Here is a 15,902-nt window from a genome sequence, read left to right as displayed (position 1 = left end):
GTTGATAACAAGGCAAAAATGTTGTTATTTAGATGTTCTCGGCAATTGCTTCTGCATTGCTCTGCATCCATGCAGTCGTAAATTAGGCATTTTTAACGCAGGTCGCGACAGATTTAATCCCTCAAAAATTAAGTATTATTGCTGATTGGAATTGATCAGTGCGAGTCCGCCATTCAAGTTATAAACATGTTCAAACCCTAATTGCGATAAATTATTTGCAGCCTGCTTTGAGCGATTACCGCTGCGGCACACTAAAATATAATTTTTCGCTTTATCGAGTTGTCCTTGCACTATCGCATTTGCCATACGGCTCAATGGAATATTGATAACTTTCGCGTTCTCAACATTAAATACCTCAGCAAGATTAGCCACACCATGTTCGTAAGGTTCACGGGTATCAATCAAATAGGTTGCTTGATCGCCTAACATAGCTTTGGCATCCGTTGATGTAAGCTGTTTCATTGGCGTGCTTTCAAGCACATCAACGTAACCACACAATGGGTGACTTGTGTGCTGCTTTTGTTGATCGGCTTGCTGCTTTAATTCAATAAATTCAGCCTCACTTAACTGCCCATTAAGCAACGTCGCTAATAAAGGAGTCGTCGCTTTTTGTGCATGCCAATCCATCGCAAAGCATTGCTGGTAATCATGTCCCGAGCAAATCAGCGTAGTATCATCAATCAGCGTAGCGAGAGATTTTAATGATTGCACCATTTGTGCCGTATCACTGCCACTAATTACTGTGTTACCTAACCCACCAGGAAGAATTAAATCACCGCAGAAACAATAACTAACATCATTTGTTAGGCTATTTTCGAGTAAATAGCTCACACTGTCTTGGCTGTGACCCGGTGTCGCGACTTTACGTAAACGCGCGGTATTAAGTGCTATTGTTTCATCATTAACAGGCCAGCCTAATTCGTCTGTTTCATTGCCTACGTACTGCTCTGCTAATTCTTTAGCAAGTAAACAGCGAGCTGATAAGCGTTCTTGATGTTTGTGTGTATCTAAAATAGCTTTAACTAACAAACCTTGTGTTGCGACAATTTTAGCCATTCGCGGTATCAGCTCAATAATTGGATCAATCACAACTGCATGCTTATTGCTATCAACGTATAACCAACAACACGCTGCTTGATGACGTAATTGAGTCAAACCAATTGCACAGACCTCTTGTTGAGGTGAAGTGCTGTCCGAAACCACCAAACAATTTGCTTCAAGAATAGGTTTAAGCGAGCGGATCTTATCGCAGGCATAATTAATTTCTTGCTCGGTTACCGCTGGACCAAATGACATCCGAATTGCATTTTCACTCTGCCAATCAGATGCGCCCATTGCATCAAGTACAAAGCTGCGATTCGCACCAGAGCTACACGCAGAACCACCACTAACACGAATACCCGCAGCATCAAATAAGTCCATCATCTCTTTGCTGGTTAATTCGTTCACAGCAAAATTTAATGTCGTTGGCACTGAATACTCAAATTCATGATTAAACGTAATACTGCCAAACGTATCAATCAGAGCTTCATGCAGCTGCTTGCGAAAAGCATGTAACTGCTCTAGTGGTTTAAAGGTGTGATTATCTTTATCAAGCAATAACGAAAACAACTCGTTCAGGCCAGCAATTCCCGGTAAGTTTTCTGTGCCAGAGCGCATGCCGCTTTCTTGACCACCACCGGCAATAAACGGAGTGTATGCACTGCCTTTACGAATATATAGCACCCCAATGCCTTTGGGTGCATACAGTTTATGGCCAGAAAAAGGCGCATAGTCTATTGTGGTTTGGCTTAAAGCCAAACGGGTTTTACCTAAAGCTTGAACACAATCGACCATCCAAGCGACGCGCGTGTTTTCACTGCGGATCACTTGCTCGATAGCCGCTAAGTCTTGAAACACACCCGTTTCATTATTGACTGCCATAGTGCAGATCATTAGAGCATTTGCAGCATGCTTGCGGATGAACTCATGATCTAAAATGCCGTATTTATCAACCGGAATAGCCAACACTTGCGCATTAATATCCAGCACATTGTTCCAGTGCTTTAATGTATTTGGAACCGCTTTGTGCTCTGTGGCGCCATAAAGCAGCACTGGATTTTCAATTTGATGATTTTTTGCCGCTATTAATGTCGATACAACAGCAGTCTGAATACCTTCGGTTGCTCCCGAGGTAAACAATATGTCGCCATCAGACGCCCCAATCACATCACGTGCTTTGCTTCGTGTTTGTTCTAATAGATATTTTGCTTGAATACCTGTGATGTGTGAACTCGATGGGTTACCAAAACAGACTTGCATTGTATGAGACACTACATCTGCAATTTGAGGAAGTACCGGTGTCGTTGCGTTTGCATCTAAATAAATCTGCTGATTAGCATCGTCTGGAAGAAAAAAATTTGCCATGAAAAACGCACCATATTACTAAAAGATATATCTTATAACCTATTTTACATTTTTCACGTGTAAATTATAATAATCAATTAGTCAGTAAAGTGCGTTTTATATAGCTTTTAATACTAAGCTAGCTAGGAGTAAGGTCGACCTGCTTCGATGACCAAGCATTAATTAGTGCTTTAACAAGCGATGCCAGCGGTATCGCAAAAAACACGCCCCAGAATCCCCATAAGCCACCAAAAAATAAAACCGCAACGATTATAAATACAGGATTCAAATCAACAGCTTCCGAAAATAACAGCGGAACTAACACATTGCCATCGAGCGCCTGAATAACCCCATAAATAATAAGGATTGTCCAAAACTGGGTCTCTAAACCAAATTGGAATAGCGCAACAGCCGCAACCGGAATCGTCACCAAAGCAGCGCCAACAAATGGAATAAGCACCGATAAGCCCACTAAAACGCCAAGTAATGCTGCATAACGTAAATCAAGCACCGCAAATGCAATAAATGAAGCAGTACCGACAATTAAAATTTCAAACACCTTGCCACGAATGTAATTCATGATTTGCTGATTCATCTCTTGCCATACTTGGATGATAAGGCGGCGTTGTTTTGGAATTAATCGTTCAGCACTTTGTGTTAATTCTTGCTTGTCTTTAAGCATAAAGAAAACTAACAGTGGCACCAAAATCAGATAAATAAGCCAAGCAGCCACATCTTTTAACGACGTTAACGAAACCGACAGCGCAAGTTGACCAAATTCAATCACTTTTGCTTCAACGCTACTGACTATCGACTTAACTTGTTCAGAGGTAATTAAACTGGGGTAATCTTCAGGTAAATGTAGTAGCAGTGCTTTCCCTTTTTCTATCATGTAGGGGGTTTCTTGCACTAAATTACTGGTTTGCTGCCAAAGTACAGGCCCCATTCCAATTAAAATCATGATCATCAAACCGCTAAATAACAGCATCACTAAAATAGAGGCCGTAAAGCGCTTCATGCCTAGCTTTTCTAAATGAACAACAGGCCAATCAAGTAAATATGCAATGACCAGCGCAACCAGCACCGGCACAATAAGAGAGCCAAAAAAGTAAAACAGCGCCACCGTTGCAATTAGCAGCAACAATAAGGTGACCGAATGGGGGTCGGAAAATTTATTTTCGTACCAAGCTTTTACATATTCAAACACGAATTGGCTCCACAATGAGTACACCTAATTTTAGGTCAATTTTAAAATGGTAATGATGTTTTTCTAAAAATCGCTGCATATCCTCACTCGACTCAGCAGCATTAAATGTAAAAGTAACTGATTGATTGGCAGATACTGCCTTATTTAACCCTAATTTAAACTGAATAAACTGTTGCGGGCATTTAAATGGCCGCAAATCACACATCAACATAACGAATCAACTACGTAATTTATATGAATAATAAGTATTAGATCACAGCACTCATTAAAAAATAAGTCTTTATAATGAGTAATAAATCATTTTTTTCTTAAAACACGCAAAGCAATAGTTTATCCTTATCGGATACCGGATAGTAAAGGAAACACGATGCCTGGCTCGCATAATAAAGCGCAATTACCAGCGAATCCAACTCTTAAAGAGATTAATTGGTTTAAAAAACAAATAAACTGGGGGGAATTGCCTCCATTTTATCACATGGTGGCATCTTCGGTCAGCGAATCGGAAGGTATTTTAGATCATGGTTTTGACAATGCAGTAAAGCGGCTTATCGACCCGCGAAATTGGAATCTTGATATACTTGATGGACACGAAACAGAATTAGGCGAGATAGTGTGTAATAATAAGCCGCGCCTTGCTTTGCACCAAAGCTTCACGGACCGAGGGTTCGAGCTGTGGGCTTATCCTTATGCAAAAGATGTCACGGTCGATCAGTATATTAAAGATAATCGCTTTATGGAGTTTCGTGTGTGGGATCCACATACTATGAAAAATCTGATTCGTATCAATCAGCTACATAAATTTATTGCATTTTACTTTGAACGAGGCGATAAAGCAGATAAAGCACTGATCCTTCATGCTCATAAAGTTGTGCATAAAATCATAACTTTTTTACAACGGGAGTTGAACGTTGTTAAGCTAGATGGAGTCACAATAAAAGATTTCTATCAATTGTGCGAAAAAGATAGCCGTGCATGCAGCGACGAAATTGATATAGCCAAAGTCATGCTAGGTGAACAAATCAACAAGGAATAAAATGCGAATAAAATCAGCCTTTATTACACTATGCAGTGCATTATTAACGTTTTCGATACTGCATAGTGAGCCGTTGAAGGCACAAACAAATTTTAAGCTTCCAGATTTAGGTACCTCAGCACTGCAAGCATTGCCGATTGAAAAAGAGCAAGCAATCGGCGAAGTTATGATGATGCAAATTCGCGGTTCATCCCCTGTCGTATCTGATCCGGTACTTGATGAATACCTCACCACTTTAGGCCGTCGATTAGTGGCCAATGCCAATGATGTGCGTTTCCCCTTTTCATTTTTTTGGATCGACAACCCCGAAATAAATGCGTTTGCTTTTTACGGTGGCCATGTTGGTGTACACACGGGTCTCATTGCACAAGCCGATAATGAAAGTCAATTTGCCTCGGTACTAGGTCACGAGATTGCACACGTAACACAACGCCACTTAGCGCGTCGTATTCAACAACAACAAGACAATAATGCTTTAACCATTGCCGGTATGATTGCAGGTATTTTAGCAACCGTCGTTGCTCCCGATGCCGGTATTGCTATTATTTCAGCTAACCAAACACAAGCGGCATTTAGCCAACTAACACACAGCCGAGCTGCAGAACAAGAGGCAGACCGTATTGGTATGCAAACACTCAATAATGCCGGCTTCGATCCGCGCCAATCGAGTGAATTTTTAACTAAACTGGCTGCACAAATTCGTTACAAATATAAGCCACCGGCGTTTTTGTTAACTCACCCATTACCTGAAAGCAGGGTGTCTGATGTTCGCCTACGTGCCGAGCAATATCCAAAAAAACATTTCGAAGACAGCCTCGAGTTCAATTTAGCAAAAAGCCGAGTTATTGCTCGCTATTACCAGAAATCAAAAGCTGCTGAAGACTTATTTCGTAAGTTAATGCGTGAAAATACCGTACACAACACCGCACTGAAATACGGATTAGGCATTAGTTTGTTAGATCAAAAAAAGCTGGATGAAGCGGCCAGTATTCTTGAGCCTTTACTGAAGGAAGACCCTAAAAACCTATTTTATATCGACACCCACACTGATTTACTTATTGCGCAAGGCAAAGCCGCTGAGGCTGTGACGTATTTAGCAAAACTGGATGTTGATAGGCCAAACAATCAAGTAATTACACTAAACTACGCAAATGCAGCAATTGAAGCAGAACAATACGAACTCGCTGAGCGTATTTTAAAATCGTTTTTATTAGCAAAGCCAGAACATAACTTAGGGAAGCAATTAATTGCCTCTGTTTATAAAAAACAAGAAAATATGGCGTCATATCATGAAGCAAATGCCGATGTACTTGCCCAGTATGGAGCCTATTTAAAAGCCGCTGACGAAATTCAAAAAGCGCTTAATTTTGTTGAGCCTGAAGAGCTCGTTAAGCAACAACGCTTAAAAGCACTTCTAACACAATATCGTCAACTGCAAAAAGAACTAGCGAGACTTTAAGTCTCGCCACGCTTGCCCTAAAATAAACCAAATTCATAAATTTAGAGAACACACCATGTCTGTTACTATTTATCATAACCCACGTTGTTCAAAGTCACGTGAGACACTTGCCCTACTCGAAAGCAATAACGTACAACCTACCGTGGTTGAATACTTAAAAACGCCACTAGATGAAGCGCAAATCGCAACGCTTGTAGACCAGCTTGGTTTTTCTTCTGTGCGAGAATTAATGCGCACCAAAGAAGATATCTATAAAGAACTTGATTTAAAGAGCGAGCAAGATGAAAGCAAACTGCGTGCTGCAATGGTTGCTAACCCTAAATTAATTGAGCGTCCAATTGTTGTAAATAACAACAAAGCGGCCCTAGGTCGTCCACCTGAAAACGTATTAAGCGTGCTTTAATGACAACCAATATTGTTGTTTTATACCACTCAAGCCATGGTTCTTTAGAAGCCATGGCCCATGAGATTTGCGATGCTATTGAGCAGCAAGGGGCAAACGCCTTATTGCGTACGTTTGTACAACGTCAACCGCACGACATCGTGATCAGTAAAGATGATTTGATTAACTGTGATGGCCTTGCGTTTGGCACTCCTACACGCTTTGGTATGATGGCCTCACAAGCAAAAAGCTTTTGGGAAACAACCAGCGATTTATGGCTTAAAGGCCAGTTGATTGATAAACCTGCTTGTGTCTTCTCGTCATCAAGTAGTATGCATGGCGGAAACGAAGCCACACTGCTTAATTTATCATTACCACTGTTACATCACGGTATGATGTTGCTTGGTGTTCCCTATGACGTACCTGAACTGCTTGGCACCGAAACAGGGGGTACGCCTTATGGCGCAACACATGTCGCGGGTAGTAATAACAGCAATGTTCTAAGTAAAGACGAAATAAAAATTTGTCAGAGTGTTGGAAAACGTCTGGCACTGATTGCGAGTAAATTACAATGAGCTCAGAGTCTGAGTTAAACCACCCTGTAGCCAAAAAGCCGATTACAAAGCGTTTTCAACGTTTTGCATTAATTGGTTACATTGGTTTATTAATTTTAATGCCAATTTGGTTGTTTTTAATTGCACCACGAGAAGGCCACAGCAACGCATTTATATTTGTTGTTTATATTGTGCCATTGCTATTGCCATTAAAAGGAATTATTCAAGACAAGCCCTACACCTACGCATGGGCTAACTTTATTGTCATGTTCTATTTTATTCATGGCTTTACCTTGCTTTGGGTAGCCCAAGATCAGCTTATTTGGGTGTTACTTGAGTTAACCTTTGCAAGCCTCATGTTTATTGGTTGCACTTATTATGCACGCCATAGAGGGCAAGAGTTAGGATTAAAAATTCGTAAGCTCAAAGAAGAGTTAGCAGAAGAAAAAGCCGCCCACGAAAGCGAGTCTAAAAAATAGCAAAAACGGCAACCAAGGTTGCCGTTTTTTTATTGAAATAAAAGCGGAAACTCCACACTTCTGTACTTATCCCAATTCAATTCGGTTAATTAAATGAGCAGTGTTGAGGCTAAAACGTCGCTGATAACAAAGCAAAAAAATCGTTATTTAGTTGTTCTCGGCAATGGCTCCTGCATTGCTCTACCTCCTGCATCCATGCAGTCGTAAATCAGCAATTTTTAACGCAAATAGCGACAGGTTAAACCCTCAAAATGATTAAGTATTATTACGAATTAATGATATTAAACAAGCTCTGAAAGTGTCGCTAATGCCACAATGCTTGCCAAACCAACTTGTGCGACCAAACTAAACAACGAAAACATACGCAGTAGAAAGAGTCCCCAAGGGTGGCGTAAATGTGGGTAAAGCGCGCAACGCTTTAAACTCGTTGCAAAGAAAAAGCACATGATGGCAAGCAAGGTAAAGCTCAGCGTTAATTCACTTTTTATAGCAATGCTATCATCAAAAAAGAAGAACAACTGCACAGGGAAAAGCAAAGTGACGATGGCATGCAGCAAATGCACTTTTTTCACACGTTCGAACTGCCCTTCTGGTGAAAGCTCTTTAATCCCAAAATCGCGCTCTAGGCATTTTACCAAGTTATCTGCTTTTATACTGACGGCTAAGCGATAACAACTTAAACCTTCGTTATTACGGACACGAAAATCAAACCCCGATTTTAACAAAAACACTAACAAAGGTTCACTTTGGGCAAACACGGCATAATGTAATGCGGTATTACCTTTGTTATCTTGTCGCGTTTTATCTTGATGTTCGAGTATCGTTTCAACAACATTTACGTAGCCTTTTTCTATCGCCCACATAAACGCAGTTTTACCGTTTTCGTCAGCAAGTGTGCCTGTTGCCCCTTGCTCAATAAAGCGCTTTGCCATTGTTTGCTTTGCACTTTCATGACTTAAATGCGCTAACAGCGCTTGCTCAAGTAACGCGACAGAATCAACGTCTGGCGAGACCAACTTCAATAACGTAAAGTAGTCTTCCCCTTGCGCGACTTTATCTGCTGCAAGGCTGGTTAAATGTTCCAGGTCAGCAACCGTTTCAGGGATAAAGCCACTAAGACGATCTCTAAAATCCACTTCAGTCCACAGCTCAAGCACGTCTTGTGCAGACATTTTTGCACCTTGATTCAGCACATGCTCAATCACCGTAAAATAGCGACGATTGAATAGCTGGTGAATAAGTGTAATCGGTGTTTTAACCGCTGATTGCGCAAATGCACTGGCGTATTTTTCAAGACGCTGGCAGAGCATAAGTACAAGGCTTTCTGGGGTGTAATCGTTGTCTAGAAAATGCGTTTTCATTGCATTTATATAGTGCTGCGCAGATTCATCAAACTCAGAAATATGCTGAAAGTAGCACTCTTCAAAAGGCTCAAGCGGTGTTAACCAAGTAAGGTAATAAATAGGTGGCAGAACCGTCGTGCACACACCGTCATCTTCATTTGTTGAACGACATGCAGGCCAAGCTTCTAAAGCATCTAAAATATAAGCCCCGTTTTGCTCAGCTAATCCTTTGATCAGTAACGGGTATTCCTTCGGCCAAATCAGTACATTTTCCATTAAAAAAACACAACTCCGCTGCACATTATTCGAGGTCTTATTAAGCACTCAGTTATAACAAAATATAACTGACACTGAGCTTAATATTGCGACCAAAAAACGAGTATCTTGACAGATACTTAGGTTAATAAGAAAAGTAGCTTGATTCTACCACAGAGGGTACGAGGTGCTAGCGCAAAGTAGGTGATTTTTAAAGAAAATAGAAAAGCAGTGGCACACACACGGAGCACACTGCTTGGTTGGAGACTATATAAACTTATTTACTGGCTAATTCGTGTGTTACTTGGTCGATGCCTACTTGGCTAATGCGTTGCAATACTTCTTTTTGCTTTGCACTTAAGAGCGAAATACCTTCAGCAACGATATCGTAAACTTTCCATTGCTTGTCTTTGCCTTGACGCAACTTAAAGTGTAAATCAATGGCTGGGGCATTATCGTCAACAATTTGCGTTTTCACTGTTGCATAATCACCATCGACTAACTGAGATTGATCGAAAATAACTTTTTGCCCAGTGTACTTCATAAGCGCACCCGCATAAGTCACCGTTAAATAGTGCTCAACAGCAGCAATAAACTCAACAGCCTGTTCGCGGCGTAAACCTTTAATATGCTTACCTAGCAGTTTGTAAGATACAAATTTAATATCCATGTGTGGCAGTAAACGTTGCTCTACAATACTGCTCATTGCTTCAGGGCTTGCATCACCTTTGGCATTCACATTGGCGATATCAACAAATAAATCGGCTGTTACTGATTCTAATAACTGCTTTGGCGAACTCACATTACTGGCGCTTACACTGGCCGTAAAGAGTGTTGCAATTAGCAAGAATGAATTAACTAATCTGGTCATTGTGTGTGCTTCTGGATCAAAAAATTTTCGCTAATATACCGATTACTACCCCAAAGAAAAAGAACCAATACGACACCTTTTTAATGCCAAAATGACACCAATCAGTTTTTATTAGCATTTTCATATAATTACTTCTAAAACCACGAGCCTGCACAGCGTCTGTGTATTTTCGCACATTGAAAACGGCTCCCCCCTGCCCTTATCTACATTCTCACAGTCACAAAGAGAAGTACCGATATGAAAAAAATGCATCAATTAAAAACCCTCATACTTTGCGCAACGGCTTTGGTCGCAGGCCCGCTTTATGCAGCTTCAAATCATGGTTATGCAATTGATTATATTCAAGGTGAAGGCGACGTGAAAGGCATTAAATTAGCCTACCAATATCATATCCCGAGCGAGAAATTACCACTCAAGTACGGCCGTTTATACTTCGAATCGAGTTTTAACATTTGGCAATACGGTAAAGAAAACAATCATCAAACTAACGTAGTGTTAGCAATGTCACCCGTGATTCAATACCCCGTGTTCAATGTTAAAGGTATACCGGTGTCAGTTGAGTTTGGTATAGGCGTCTCAATTTTAGATGACACCCACTTTGCAGGAAAAAATGTTAGCACTCACTACCAGTTTGAAGATAGGTTAGGCTTGGTTGCTGATTTAGGTGACAACCGTTCGTTAGCACTACGCTATTTACACTACTCTAACGCAGGATTCAAAAGCCCAAACCCTGGACTTGATTTTATTTCTCTTTCTTATGCAAAACGCTTTTAATACCATTGTGCTTAATTAAGAGGTCTATTTTGAGGTAATAAAACCGCGTTGATAACAAGGCAAAAATTTAGTTATTTAGTTGTTCTCGGCAATTGCTCCTGCATTGATCTACCTCCTGCATCCATGCAGTCGTAAATCAGACATTTTTAACGCAGGTAGCGACTGGTTTGAACACTCAAAATGATTAAGTATTTTTGCGGATTGATATAAGTGCTACTATCTAGATTGGTGAATTAGCTGAGTGTACCTATGGAAACCTGGCAAAAAATTGCAATCGTCGTGGCCGTGTTTGGGGTTGTCATTGGCAACCTTGCTTTATTAAAACATGCAGCAAAAATGGACTTTAAAAAGCCCGAAAAAAAAGACGAAAATGATCAAAAAAGCCCTGATTGATCAGGGCTTTTTGATTATGCGCTGACGAGTTTACACTAACCAATGCGCCATCAATACAATGACCGGCAGCGTCACCAATGTTCTTAAAATAAAAATTAAAAACAATTCAACGATATTCACCGGGATTTTGCTGCCTAATAACAATGCCCCTACTTCTGACATGTAAATTAACTGCGTGACACTCATAGCAGCAATAATGAAACGGGTGACATCGCTCTCAATGTTTCCCGCCGCTAATATTGACGGTATAAACATATCGGCAAAACCCACCATAATAGTTTGCGCCGCTGCTTCTGCTTCAGGGACCTGCAGTAATTCTAAAAATGGCACAAATGGTTTGCCCATGTATTCAAAAATGGCAGTGTATTCAGCGATAATCAGGGCAAATGTACCCACAGCCATCACCACGGGTAATACAGCAAAAACCATGTCAAATGCGTTGTGTAAGCCTTCTTTAAGCGTACCTACAACGCCTGGAGCTGTGCGTGCTTTAGCTAAAGCAACATCGAGAGAATGCGTAATAAGAGTTTTCCCTTCTGGCACTGACTCTGCGTGCTTGTCGGGTTCTGTGCCGTCAACATACAAATCTTTCTTAAAACGTAAAGGCGGTAAACGCGGAACAATTAAAGCAGCAACAAAACCCGCTAAACACACGGTCAAATAGAATGGAGCAAACAAGTGTTCTAATTTTACTTGGCCAATAACAACCAAACAAAAAGTAATTGATACCGCAGAAAATGTGGTACCAATAATCGCAGCTTCACGTTGTGTATAATGCTTGTCTTCATATTGGCGTGCGGTCATTAAAATACCGACACTACCATCACCAAGCCACGACGCTACGCAGTTAACTGCGCTTCGTCCTGGTACACCAAATAAAGGGCGCATCACCTTTGTCAGTAACGTACCAACAAGCTCCAACAAACCAAAGTTGAGTAATAATGGCAGCAGTAAACCCGCTAAAATAAACACCGAAAAAAGTACCGGCAGGAGGTCGTTTAAAACTAATGCCCCTGTATCACCCGAAATAATCATTTCGGGACCTTGCTTCGTGTACGTTAATATAATAAATACCATACCGAGCAAACGCACAGTCAACCACAGCCAACTTACATCAAACAAATGTTTAATAATAAATATTTTTAACAGCGCTCTTGGCTTAAAAAACTTTATTATTAACGACATAACACCTGTGATACACACAATTGTGGTAATTAACCCCAATGCAAATGGCGCAATCCACTCCTGCACAGCTTTTGCCATAACAGCAATTGGAATTGTCATTGCTTCACCTATGGGTACCGGCGTCATAAACAAGAAGACACCTATAAGTGAAGGAACGAAAAAGGTAAACAAAGTTCGCAAGTTACTGCGGTTTGCAGCGTTTAAGTTAGACATATTTTCAACCTGTAAAAACCACAAAAAGAGCGGCTAGGCTCTTTTTGTGGTGGTTTTAACTTTTTTAATTATTAAATATTGATGCCGCGTTGGCGCAGCGCATTTTCTAATGCTTGTTGTAGGTCATTCATTGTACCCGGCTCAAGTGTATTGCCTTCTGAGTCCATCCAAGTCAGGCTTGTGCCACCTTCATTGGTACGGCTAACAAGAATTTGGTATTGGCCATCTTCAATAGGCAGTTCTGCAAGCTCTTCACCCCAAATAGAATCCCACACGCTTGACTCTGGCTTTTTGTAATCAGCCGTGATCAAACCGCGCTCTTGATCGATTTCAACAATGGTGAAAGACAAACGCTCTAAGAAACCAGAAAAACGATCAAACACAACAAAGTAATCTTGCTCAGTAACTAATGCGGCATTGCCTTTGTTATCAAAGCCCATTTCAAGCGAAATAATGCCTTGTTGTTTACGCATTTCAACCTCAAGTTGACGATAACGATAGTCAAACTCAGCGATTACTTGGTTTAAAACACGCACTTCTAATTGTTGTTGTAGAAGCGGTGTTAATTCTTGTGAGTCACTTTTATAATCAACCAGTTTTGCATTTAAAGATGCAGTACGTTGATGCGATTTCTCTTCAATTGTAAAAAGAAAACGCTGCTGTGACACTTCCGTTTCGCTTTCCCAAAACCAGCTATCTTCAGGCTTGATGATTGTGTACCAATCAGTTTCTATGCTGCCTAATAACTTATCTTCTTTAACGGCACGGGTATTACTCTCATTCAGTACCGCGTGAACGGAATCCCAAATAAACTCATCTAAATCAACGATACCGTCATTTTTATCAAAATAAACACGTGCGTCTTTATCGCCTTCTTCAACCCAGCTACCTTGTGCAATGGTGATCACTTGCGCCGGTGGACGATAATTTTTCGCTTCAGGATTATTGTCGTACTGAGCCACTTCCATTTTATAAGTCGGATCTTGAGCTGGTTGCGCAAGTCCTTCAGGCGCTTTAACCGGTTCGTTAGCACGATAATTACGTTTATGGTGTGCTTCATCGGTAAATACACCGCACCCAGTTAAACTTACCAATACGCTTACAGCAAGCGCCTTTGAGATCCAATACTGCACAGATATTTCTCCTTAGCAAACCCTTAATTTTTTTAACAAATATATGAGTGGGTAATGCCGATTTGGTTCACTGTAAAATCACTTTTAACTTTACATTTTTTATTTTATGCAAAAAACCCGAATGGTTTGGGTTAGCGTAACGTATGTGTTTGCTTATCACCTTGCAAAATTTTAACTATGGTACTTTCTGATGCCCCTAAAAACAAGAAAGAGCGCACTTTATTCACGGCTTAATTAATCGTCGCTATCGTTAACTGAGTAAATTATGTTAAACTTTGCCGCCGTGCGTTATTAAACTCACGTGAAATCAAGGCTTATTCTGGCTTATATCTATTGGTATTATTAATTACTAGGTACTTAAAATTCCATGACTGTTTTTACAAATCATCAGATAGTGCTCACTGCGATTGGCGAAGATAGACCCGGTATCGTTAGCGAATTGACTCAGTTAGTGAGTGATTGCCATTGCAATATAATTGACAGTCGCATTGCTATTTTGGGCAACGAATTTACCTTTATCATGTTATTGGCTGGCGATATGTCAGCAATTAGCCGCATTGAGCATACATTGCCTACAAAAGGCATGGAGCTTGGCTTATTAACCATGATGAAACGCACAGCAAGTCATGTTGCGTGTGAATTTTGTGCTGGTTACACCCTCGAATACACAGGTATTGACACACCGGGAACACTAAGCAAAGTAACGCGCTTTTTTGCTGACAATCATATCAGTATTTGTTCTCTTAAATCAGACACCTATGAAGAGAATGACGAACTTAAAATGCGCTGCGAACTAGAGTTTAATATCCCTGTAGAAGTCGATATTGATCACTTTAAAGTGAGCTTTGAAGATCTTTCTCGTAGTTTGAACGTAGACTATATATTCAGACGCATTCGCTAAGGAGCAAAGCATGAAGAAAATTAATCCACTACAAGCTGGCGACACAGCCCCTGCTTTTAGTTTACAAAACCAAAACGACGAAACCGTTGTCTTAGCTGATCTTTTAAAAGAGCAGCAAGTACTGGTTTATTTTTACCCTAAAGCATCAACTCCTGGTTGCACAGTGCAAGCTGAAAACCTTCGTGATGAAAAAGCAGAGCTTGCTAAGTTCAATACGCACGTTGTTGGTATTAGCCCTGATCCAATCAAACGACTAAAGAATTTTGAAACAAAGAAAGAGCTTAATTTTGATCTGTTAGCCGATGAAGATCACGCCATTGCCGATGCATTCGGTATTTGGGGTTACAAAAAGTTTATGGGTAAAGAGTACGAAGGTATTCACCGCATCAGCTTTTTAGTTGGTCAAGATGGTAAAATCAAGCACGTGTTTGATAAGTTTAAAACCAAAGATCATCATCAGGTTGTGCTTGATTATTTAGCGCAGAATAAATAGTTACGAGTTACGAGTTACGAGTTACGAGTTACGAGTTACGAGTTACGAGTTACGAGTTACGAGAACATAGTAAAAAAGCGTTGCCATGGTGCAACGCTTTTTTTGTTTCTGTACACAAAAATTATGTGTTTAGCTAATTCCCAAATACTTATGCACTTGCACTGATAAACGCCAGTTCTTTGCAATACAGGTCTCAATGGCAAGTTTAGTCGCTGATGTTTTTTGGCTGATGGGTTGAAGGTAAACTAAACGCGGATTCACGCCTGTTTTTAAAAACAAATCTTCAAGCTCTTCAACATGCTTTTGCATGGCCACTGGGTGTTTAATTTCATCGGCGCGTTGCATTGCACTGCGCAGTACTTTGTAACCGCCGCGCATATTAATTTTTGGTGAAACCGTTACCCACGTTTGCTCAGGGACTAAAATCTCGAATGTGCCGCTGGTTTCTATTTGCGTAGAATAACCGTTTGCATGTAATAGCTCACACACTGGGTTTAAGTCATACATGCAAGGTTCACCACCGGTGATCACCACATGCTTTGCGTTGTAACCGCGTTCTTTAAATAGCGCTAATATTTGCTCTGCAGAGGCTTCGGCCCAATGATCAGAGTCCGCTTTTTTTTCGACCGTGTCATCAAGCGACACCCTATACACATTATCAACGTCCCATGTTTGTTTTGTATCACACCAAGCACAGCCCACAGGGCAGCCTTGCAAACGTAAAAAGATTGAAGGTGTACCCGTAAAACTTGCTTCACCTTGAATTGTTTCAAACACTTCGTTAATTTTGTACAAAAGACATCTCACTTACGACGCGACGGACAGTAAAAATTGGCCGCCTA

16 protein-coding genes are annotated in these 15,902 nt (G+C 40.6%); 9 read left to right on the top strand and 7 right to left on the bottom strand.

Annotation, left to right across the window (positions count from 1 at the left end):
• Nucleotides 1-135: 135 nt before the first annotated feature.
• Both H3302_RS05585 and H3302_RS05580 read right to left on the bottom strand, forming a co-directional pair.
• On the bottom strand, nucleotides 136-2,406 hold the full coding sequence (locus H3302_RS05585; RefSeq protein WP_182396241.1) for an aminotransferase class V-fold PLP-dependent enzyme: 2,271 nt from the start codon (nucleotides 2,404-2,406) through the stop codon (nucleotides 136-138).
• Between the two features lie 118 nt (nucleotides 2,407-2,524).
• On the bottom strand, nucleotides 2,525-3,592 hold the full coding sequence (locus H3302_RS05580) for an AI-2E family transporter (protein WP_036969615.1): 1,068 nt from the start codon (nucleotides 3,590-3,592) through the stop codon (nucleotides 2,525-2,527).
• Between the two features lie 367 nt (nucleotides 3,593-3,959).
• Between H3302_RS05580 and H3302_RS05575 the strand changes: the two genes are divergently transcribed.
• Genes H3302_RS05575 through H3302_RS05555 form a run of 5 tightly spaced genes read left to right on the top strand, consistent with a single transcriptional unit; the run spans nucleotide 3,960 to nucleotide 7,499 of the window.
• Nucleotides 3,960-4,625 (top strand): hypothetical protein, encoded by a 666-nt coding sequence (locus H3302_RS05575; protein WP_036969618.1) that lies wholly within the window; start codon nucleotides 3,960-3,962, stop codon nucleotides 4,623-4,625.
• 1 nt (nucleotide 4,626) lies between these two features.
• Complete coding sequence (locus H3302_RS05570) at nucleotides 4,627-6,084, top strand: M48 family metalloprotease (RefSeq protein WP_075594284.1); 1,458 nt, start codon at nucleotides 4,627-4,629, stop codon at nucleotides 6,082-6,084.
• Nucleotides 6,085-6,139: 55 nt separating this feature from the next.
• Nucleotides 6,140-6,487, top strand: a complete 348-nt coding sequence (arsC, locus tag H3302_RS05565) for an arsenate reductase (glutaredoxin) (RefSeq protein ID WP_182396240.1) — start codon at nucleotides 6,140-6,142, stop codon at nucleotides 6,485-6,487.
• Nucleotides 6,487-7,041, top strand: a complete 555-nt coding sequence (gene wrbA / locus H3302_RS05560; RefSeq protein ID WP_036969628.1) for an NAD(P)H:quinone oxidoreductase — start codon at nucleotides 6,487-6,489, stop codon at nucleotides 7,039-7,041. The genes arsC and wrbA overlap by 1 nt, the downstream gene beginning before the upstream one ends.
• Nucleotides 7,038-7,499 (top strand): DUF2069 domain-containing protein, encoded by a 462-nt coding sequence (locus H3302_RS05555; RefSeq protein ID WP_036969630.1) that lies wholly within the window; start codon nucleotides 7,038-7,040, stop codon nucleotides 7,497-7,499. The genes wrbA and H3302_RS05555 overlap by 4 nt, the downstream gene beginning before the upstream one ends.
• Before the next feature lie 281 nt (nucleotides 7,500-7,780).
• On the opposite strand, the gene H3302_RS05550 is transcribed toward H3302_RS05555, so the two are convergent.
• Both H3302_RS05550 and H3302_RS05545 read right to left on the bottom strand, forming a co-directional pair.
• A complete protein-coding gene (locus H3302_RS05550; RefSeq protein WP_036969633.1) occupies nucleotides 7,781-9,118 on the bottom strand; it encodes an ankyrin repeat domain-containing protein in 1,338 nt (445 codons plus the stop codon).
• A 256-nt stretch (nucleotides 9,119-9,374) separates the two neighbouring features.
• A complete protein-coding gene (locus H3302_RS05545; protein ID WP_036969635.1) occupies nucleotides 9,375-9,968 on the bottom strand; it encodes a phospholipid-binding protein MlaC in 594 nt (197 codons plus the stop codon).
• A gap of 237 nt (nucleotides 9,969-10,205) precedes the next feature.
• Between H3302_RS05545 and H3302_RS05540 the strand changes: the two genes are divergently transcribed.
• Together H3302_RS05540 and H3302_RS05535 are read left to right on the top strand one after the other, a co-directional pair.
• A complete protein-coding gene (locus H3302_RS05540) occupies nucleotides 10,206-10,742 on the top strand; it encodes an acyloxyacyl hydrolase (RefSeq protein WP_065979777.1) in 537 nt (178 codons plus the stop codon).
• Between the two features lie 249 nt (nucleotides 10,743-10,991).
• Nucleotides 10,992-11,135: a DUF2897 family protein gene (locus tag H3302_RS05535; RefSeq protein ID WP_074988602.1), complete on the top strand. Its 144-nt coding sequence runs from the start codon at nucleotides 10,992-10,994 to the stop codon at nucleotides 11,133-11,135.
• Nucleotides 11,136-11,165: 30 nt separating this feature from the next.
• On the opposite strand, the gene H3302_RS05530 is transcribed toward H3302_RS05535, so the two are convergent.
• Both H3302_RS05530 and bamC read right to left on the bottom strand, forming a co-directional pair.
• A complete protein-coding gene (locus H3302_RS05530; protein ID WP_074988603.1) occupies nucleotides 11,166-12,533 on the bottom strand; it encodes a YjiH family protein in 1,368 nt (455 codons plus the stop codon).
• Between the two features lie 71 nt (nucleotides 12,534-12,604).
• Nucleotides 12,605-13,666 (bottom strand): outer membrane protein assembly factor BamC, encoded by a 1,062-nt coding sequence (gene bamC, locus H3302_RS05525; protein WP_182396239.1) that lies wholly within the window; start codon nucleotides 13,664-13,666, stop codon nucleotides 12,605-12,607.
• 367 nt (nucleotides 13,667-14,033) lie between these two features.
• Here bamC and H3302_RS05520 point away from each other — a divergent pair, with 367 nt between their 5' ends.
• Together H3302_RS05520 and bcp are read left to right on the top strand one after the other, a co-directional pair.
• A complete protein-coding gene (locus H3302_RS05520; RefSeq protein WP_036969643.1) occupies nucleotides 14,034-14,567 on the top strand; it encodes a glycine cleavage system protein R in 534 nt (177 codons plus the stop codon).
• Nucleotides 14,568-14,577: 10 nt separating this feature from the next.
• Entirely contained in the window at nucleotides 14,578-15,060 is a 483-nt protein-coding gene (gene bcp, locus H3302_RS05515) for a thioredoxin-dependent thiol peroxidase (RefSeq protein WP_036969646.1), read from the top strand.
• A 129-nt stretch (nucleotides 15,061-15,189) separates the two neighbouring features.
• On the opposite strand, the gene queE is transcribed toward bcp, so the two are convergent.
• Nucleotides 15,190-15,855: a 7-carboxy-7-deazaguanine synthase QueE gene (gene queE, locus H3302_RS05510; protein ID WP_036969649.1), complete on the bottom strand. Its 666-nt coding sequence runs from the start codon at nucleotides 15,853-15,855 to the stop codon at nucleotides 15,190-15,192.
• Nucleotides 15,856-15,902 lie beyond the last annotated feature (47 nt).

Origin of the sequence: Pseudoalteromonas sp. MT33b (assembly GCF_014117385.1) — a bacterium.
Lineage (GTDB): Bacteria > Pseudomonadota > Gammaproteobacteria > Enterobacterales > Alteromonadaceae > Pseudoalteromonas > Pseudoalteromonas lipolytica.
Note: the sequence above shows the minus strand (reverse complement) of the source record. Positions and strands in the feature narration are given on the sequence as shown.

Bases quoted from the DNA above. Each gene is read 5' to 3' on its own strand.
- H3302_RS05535 (WP_074988602.1), top strand. From the start codon at position 10,992: ATGGAAACCTGGCAAAAAATTGCAATCGTCGTGGCCGTGTTTGGGGTT.
- H3302_RS05540 (WP_065979777.1), top strand. From the start codon at position 10,206: ATGAAAAAAATGCATCAATTAAAAACCCTCATACTTTGCGCAACGGCT.
- H3302_RS05545 (WP_036969635.1), bottom strand. From the start codon at position 9,968: ATGACCAGATTAGTTAATTCATTCTTGCTAATTGCAACACTCTTTACG.
- H3302_RS05520 (WP_036969643.1), top strand. From the start codon at position 14,034: ATGACTGTTTTTACAAATCATCAGATAGTGCTCACTGCGATTGGCGAA.
- H3302_RS05585 (WP_182396241.1), bottom strand. From the start codon at position 2,406: ATGGCAAATTTTTTTCTTCCAGACGATGCTAATCAGCAGATTTATTTA.
- wrbA (WP_036969628.1), top strand. From the start codon at position 6,487: ATGACAACCAATATTGTTGTTTTATACCACTCAAGCCATGGTTCTTTA.
- H3302_RS05555 (WP_036969630.1), top strand. From the start codon at position 7,038: ATGAGCTCAGAGTCTGAGTTAAACCACCCTGTAGCCAAAAAGCCGATT.
- H3302_RS05550 (WP_036969633.1), bottom strand. From the start codon at position 9,118: ATGGAAAATGTACTGATTTGGCCGAAGGAATACCCGTTACTGATCAAA.
- H3302_RS05530 (WP_074988603.1), bottom strand. From the start codon at position 12,533: ATGTCTAACTTAAACGCTGCAAACCGCAGTAACTTGCGAACTTTGTTT.
- H3302_RS05575 (WP_036969618.1), top strand. From the start codon at position 3,960: ATGCCTGGCTCGCATAATAAAGCGCAATTACCAGCGAATCCAACTCTT.
- H3302_RS05570 (WP_075594284.1), top strand. From the start codon at position 4,627: ATGCGAATAAAATCAGCCTTTATTACACTATGCAGTGCATTATTAACG.
- arsC (WP_182396240.1), top strand. From the start codon at position 6,140: ATGTCTGTTACTATTTATCATAACCCACGTTGTTCAAAGTCACGTGAG.
- bcp (WP_036969646.1), top strand. From the start codon at position 14,578: ATGAAGAAAATTAATCCACTACAAGCTGGCGACACAGCCCCTGCTTTT.